Below are 4758 nucleotides of genomic sequence, written 5' to 3' on the forward strand. Positions count from 1 at the left end.
CGACGCTCGTGACGATCGCGAAACGTCCCTCTTCAGCGAGCCGGGATGCGCGAGAATGTGGAGGTGATTTGCCCGACGTGGCAAGGGAGAAGTGCGCGACAAACTGGCACGACGGGCAGTTGGCGCATGTGGGGCATGCGCGGATTGCCCGTCGGGCAGATGGTCAGTCAGCCGATCGGCGACACCACCGGACGTCGACGCAGCGCTGCTTGGCGTTCGCTCTCTCCGTGAACACGCTGCTCACGGCCAATGTGCCGCGCGGATTTCGGCGCTGGACCCTCTCCATGAACACGCAGCTCATGGCCGATGTGCAGTGCCGTCCTCGGCTTTTGACCCTCATGGTGAGGAGCGCCGGGCTCCGCAGCCCGTCCCGCGACGACTGCCCAAGGCGGCGCGTCTCGAACCATGAGGCCGCAGCTGGGGCCTCGCCCTTCGAGACGCCCGCCTTCAGCGGGCTCCTCAGGGTGAGGGCTTGAAGTAGTCGCCCGGCGACCGGGAACGCATCAAATGATCCGCCATCTCCCACGAAGGGCGCAGCCATGGTCTTGCGCGAGTACTCTCCTGCCTGTGTCCGAAAATGCAGGTCGAGCGACCCTACGCTGCATTCGAACCCGGATCGATCATGATACGCGGCAAGCGCTTCGAAGTGGAGTGGTTTGAGATCGGTCACACCTCAAACGCCCCTGCGCTCGCGATAGCGGCGAACGGGTGTCGCGGCCCCGGTCTTCGACCGGCGGGTTGCGACGGCAGAGTTAAGTGCACTGTCAACGTAACCCCAAATTATTCTTATTGCGCCGAGGGGTCGCAAGTGCTCTCCGTCAAGGAACTTGATACATTAATTTACATGTTTCGCTGCGATGGCGGCCAGATCGCCGTTAGGCGGGAGCGACAGCAGCAGCCTCACGGATGGCTGATGCAATCTCGTCTTCGCTGCGTCCTCCGTTGATAGCGATGCGCCCGCCGAAGACGAAGTGAGGAACTGACCTGACCCCGGCTGCCATCGATCGGGCCGCCTCCTGCTCGACACGTCTATGTTGCTCGGGGTCAAGCGCTATCGCACGAGCTTCTTCCCGTTCGAATCCATAGGCCACGGCGATATCCGCAAGGACATCGCGTCTGAGATGTTCCTTGCTTCCAGAAAATGCGCATCAGTGATCGCGACGGCGAGCGGATGCTGCGTCCCTCGTGCGCGCGCCGCAAGGATTAACCCGTGCGCCGCCTGTGTTCTGTAAGTCCAGAGTTGGCGGCTCAGGTCGAGGTCGAGGCCAGACGCGCGTGCCTCCGCCTCGGGCCGGGCGAAGGAGGCCTTCGGATCCGTCACGCCGTAACGCGACAAGAGAAGATCGGGAACGTAGAGGCCCTCCTCCGGCGCATCGGGAAGCAGAAGGACCGGGTGCTGGCGGATATCGGCATCCAGCTCAGGGAAACGTTCCGCCAGGACCTTGTCGAGACGGTGATGCCCGATGATGCACCATGGGCAGGTGATCTCGGTGTAAAGATCGATTTGCAGCATTATCTCATCCTTCTGGTCATTGAACCGACAGTCTTGGATTAATCTGAGCCGTTTCGCGTCGATCGCGGCGCCTTCCATCCCTAAGTCAGGACACGCCATCGACGGAGGGCAAGCCAGGGTCGATACCGGTCATCTTGACGGACACATCCCACAGTCGCTTGGCGAGCTGGGGATTCCTCGCCTCCTCGGAGGGAAGACCTTCACCGGAAGGACCGCGCAGTTCGGAGAACCCCGTCGGCCCATAGTAGCCGCTGGGCTTTATCCGCCCGGTCGCTGCGTGCAGTTCGCCCCAGGCGCCCATGGCGGGCGTGGCGAATAGAAAGCCGATCAGCGACATCACTTTGTTGCCCCACCAGCTGCCGCGGGCGAGGTTTGTTCCGACAAGACCCGGGTGGCAGGCCACCGCTGTTACCGGCGCTCCCGCCGCCCTCAGCCGCCGATCCAGCTCGAAGACGAAGAGCAGGTTCGCGAGCTTGCTGGCGCCATAGCGTGGAAGCCACCTGTAGCTCTTCTGAGCGTTAAGGTCGTCCCATTCGATCTTCGCGCCCCTATGCTGCCCGCTGCTCGTGACGACGATGCGCGATCCGGGCGTTTCCATGAGCTTCGGCAGCATGAGCGCGCTGAACGCGAAGCAGCCAAGATGATTGACGCCGAACGTCTGCTCGAAGCCCTGCGCTGTGTGCTTCAGCGTCGGCCCCTGCACGCCGGCATTGTTGATCAGCACGTCGACACGCGGCTCCTTGGCGGCGAGTTCAGCCGCCCGTCGCACGCTCGCCAAATCCGCCAGGTCAAGTGGCAGGAGCGCGAGCTCAGCTCCCGGAGTCTTTTGACGAATCCGGCTCATCGCGGCTCTCGCCTTCGCTTCGTCGCGGCACGCGAGCAACACCCGCGCGTGCCGAGCCGCCAGCGCGCTCGCCACTTCGAAGCCTATTCCCGTATTGGCCCCAGTGACGATGAAGCACTTGCCTGACTGATCGGGCACATCGGCCGCCGCAAATCCCTCGGATGGCATAGATTTCTCCTCGCTCTCGACGCGGGTTTGGGAAGTTACGGGCCGCCATGCCGGATCGAGTGCTGCACCGGCGGCAGTCGCAGCGTGCATGTCCGCCAAACAAGTCTGACGAGCCATCCGCCCTCAGACGTGATCGGCTATCCCCGGCGCGGCGCGCACGTATTCTTTGGCTGCGACCTGATCGACCAGGAATTTCGCAAGGTTCCCGCGGGACAGCTTCATGCCGAGCTTCGTCTTGCCATACCAGCCAGCGTCCACTTGGCCTGTTGCGGGCCCATCCTTGAGGTTGGGAATCCGAACCAGCGTCCAATCGAGGCGTGAGTTGCTCACCAGTTCAGCGGTCGCCTTGATGTCGTCATAGGCGTTGCGAACGATTATCTTGAACAGCAAGACGAATGCTTGCGACTTGAAGTCGAACCCATCCTTCGGATCACGATAGGCGGCAGTCGAGATCTGGATGAGGCGACGAACGTTCAGCTCTTCCATGACAGAGATGATCGTGCCGACGCCGCGCATGATCGGCCGCTTCTCGCGCGCTTTCAGACTGTTGGGCCCCAAGGCGCTGATCACCGCGTCAGAGCCCGCGACGCACGCCTTGATCGCTTCGCGATTGTTCAGGTCACCGACGATGACCTCAATCTTGCTACCAAAGGCCGAAAGTTTTCCGGCGTCGCGCGTGTAGACGGACAGCTCATATCCTTGCCGGAGCGCCTCTTCGATAATGTGTCTTCCGGTTGGTCCGGTCCCTCCAAAGAGAGCAATCTTCATCTCATCTTCCTTCCTGCCTTTTGGCTTGGAAGCAACTGCTCTGGCTGCTGACATAATCGCCTGAGCAGCCGGCCGCTCCGCTTTCAGGCGGCCTTTTCCAAGACCGAGCGAACCTGGGCTTCGGTGGCGGCGATGGCGGCCTTGGCCGCCTCAGGCCCGAAGACGGTGCCTTCCACACGGACGATTTCAACGTCGGCCAGGCCGATGAAGCCCAAGAGGTGACGCAGATAGGCGGTCTGGAAATCAAAGGGAGCCCAGTCACCCTCGGAGAAGACGCCGCCTGCGGCAGTGACCAGATAAACCTTCTTGCCGGTCAGCAATCCCTGCGGCCTGCCGGCTTCGTTATAACCAAAGGTCACGCGCGGCCAAGTGATGTGATCGAACCAAGCCTTCAACTGCGACGATAGACCGAAATTGATCATGCCTGAACCCAAGACGATCACGTCAGCAGCCTTCACCTCATCGACGAGCTCCTGGGCAAGGCCGACCGCCTTGAGCTGCTCGGGTGTGCGCGCCTCGGGGGACGCGACGCGGCCTTGAATGTACGCTTGGCCGATATGCGGGAGCGGGTTAGCCGCCAGATCGCGCGTCAAAACGGTGCCGCCCAAGCGAACCTTGAAGCCTTCGGCGATCTCGGTCGCGAAACGGGTGGACAGGCTCTCGGCGCCACGAGGGCTCGAGGTAACGAGGAGGATGTTGGTCATGGTTGCTCCGACGTGAACAGCGTAGTAACTCTTGTTACTAACACTATTAAGGTGACTGCCATGTCCCTCGCAAGAAGGCACCCCAATGACACTTAGTGACATTGATTTTCCTACCCCGAGCAAAGGTGACGACTGTCGGATGGTTCGGGAAATCCTTGATCTCGTCGGCGACAAATGGAGCCTGTACATCATCGCAACGCTCAAAGATGGACCAGTTCGGTTCAATGAGCTGAGGCGTCAGATCGACGGCATCTCGCAGCGGATGCTGACGATCACCTTGCGCGGACTGGAACGCGACGGGTTGGTGAAGCGGACATTGTTCCCCACTATTCCGCCACGCGTGGATTATGAGTTGACGGATGTTGGACGGACGCTTCTTGCGCCAGTAATGGCTCTCGTTACGTGGGCGAACACCAATCAGGAGAACATCCAAAACGCTCGCGTCCGATACGATGCGAGCTAGTTGGCAACGGACATCACTTATCCGATTTGCACGCTATGGCACGCTGTTGCCGCACAGCCAGAGCTGGGGTCTTCCAACGCGCATGATCTATCGTCTTCGATCTCTCAGTCAGAATTGACGAAGAGAGAAAAGATGAGCCAAGCACCTCAGGCGGCCCGCAGAACAATCCGCCGGCGTGGCGGGCGGTATGTGAGAATAAAGTGCACTGGACTGCCCCCCTGAAGTGAGACACGATAATTTCTGTGACAGTGGGGTTGCCACGACGACTATCGTGCCTTGTTTTGCGCGAACGCGGCTT

Annotated in this window: 4 protein-coding genes and 1 pseudogene; 1 reads left to right on the forward strand and 4 read right to left on the reverse strand. The window is 60.9% G+C overall.

From position 1 onward, the window contains the following. Positions 1–875 precede the first annotated feature (875 nt). From QX126_RS33430 to QX126_RS33445, 4 genes and pseudogenes are all read right to left on the reverse strand, one after another. Positions 876–1513: pseudogene (locus QX126_RS33430) on the reverse strand (DsbA family oxidoreductase). Between the two features lie 85 nt (positions 1514–1598). Continuing rightward, a complete protein-coding gene (locus tag QX126_RS33435; RefSeq protein WP_315786877.1) occupies positions 1599–2525 on the reverse strand; it encodes an oxidoreductase in 927 nt (308 codons plus the stop codon). A 123-nt stretch (positions 2526–2648) separates the two neighbouring features. Beyond that, positions 2649–3293 carry an SDR family oxidoreductase gene (locus QX126_RS33440; protein ID WP_315786880.1) on the reverse strand — a complete coding sequence of 215 codons (645 nt, stop codon included), beginning with the start codon at positions 3291–3293 and terminating at the stop codon, positions 2649–2651. A gap of 83 nt (positions 3294–3376) precedes the next feature. Beyond that, entirely contained in the window at positions 3377–3997 is a 621-nt protein-coding gene (locus QX126_RS33445) for an FMN-dependent NADH-azoreductase (protein WP_315776829.1), read from the reverse strand. A gap of 85 nt (positions 3998–4082) precedes the next feature. Here QX126_RS33445 and QX126_RS33450 point away from each other — a divergent pair, with 85 nt between their 5' ends. Continuing rightward, positions 4083–4460, forward strand: coding sequence for a winged helix-turn-helix transcriptional regulator (locus QX126_RS33450; protein WP_008524933.1), 378 nt, complete (start codon positions 4083–4085; stop codon positions 4458–4460). Positions 4461–4758 lie beyond the last annotated feature (298 nt).

The sequence above is a fragment of the Bradyrhizobium sp. SZCCHNPS1003 genome, assembly GCF_032381555.1.
Lineage (GTDB): Bacteria > Pseudomonadota > Alphaproteobacteria > Rhizobiales > Xanthobacteraceae > Bradyrhizobium.

What these genes read in the sequence shown, in the direction of transcription:
- QX126_RS33435 (WP_315786877.1), bottom strand. Translation starts at nt 2,525, where the DNA reads ATGCCATCCGAGGGATTTGCGGCGGCCGATGTGCCCGATCAGTCAGGC.
- QX126_RS33440 (WP_315786880.1), bottom strand. Translation starts at nt 3,293, where the DNA reads ATGAAGATTGCTCTCTTTGGAGGGACCGGACCAACCGGAAGACACATT.
- QX126_RS33445 (WP_315776829.1), bottom strand. Translation starts at nt 3,997, where the DNA reads ATGACCAACATCCTCCTCGTTACCTCGAGCCCTCGTGGCGCCGAGAGC.
- QX126_RS33450 (WP_008524933.1), top strand. Translation starts at nt 4,083, where the DNA reads ATGACACTTAGTGACATTGATTTTCCTACCCCGAGCAAAGGTGACGAC.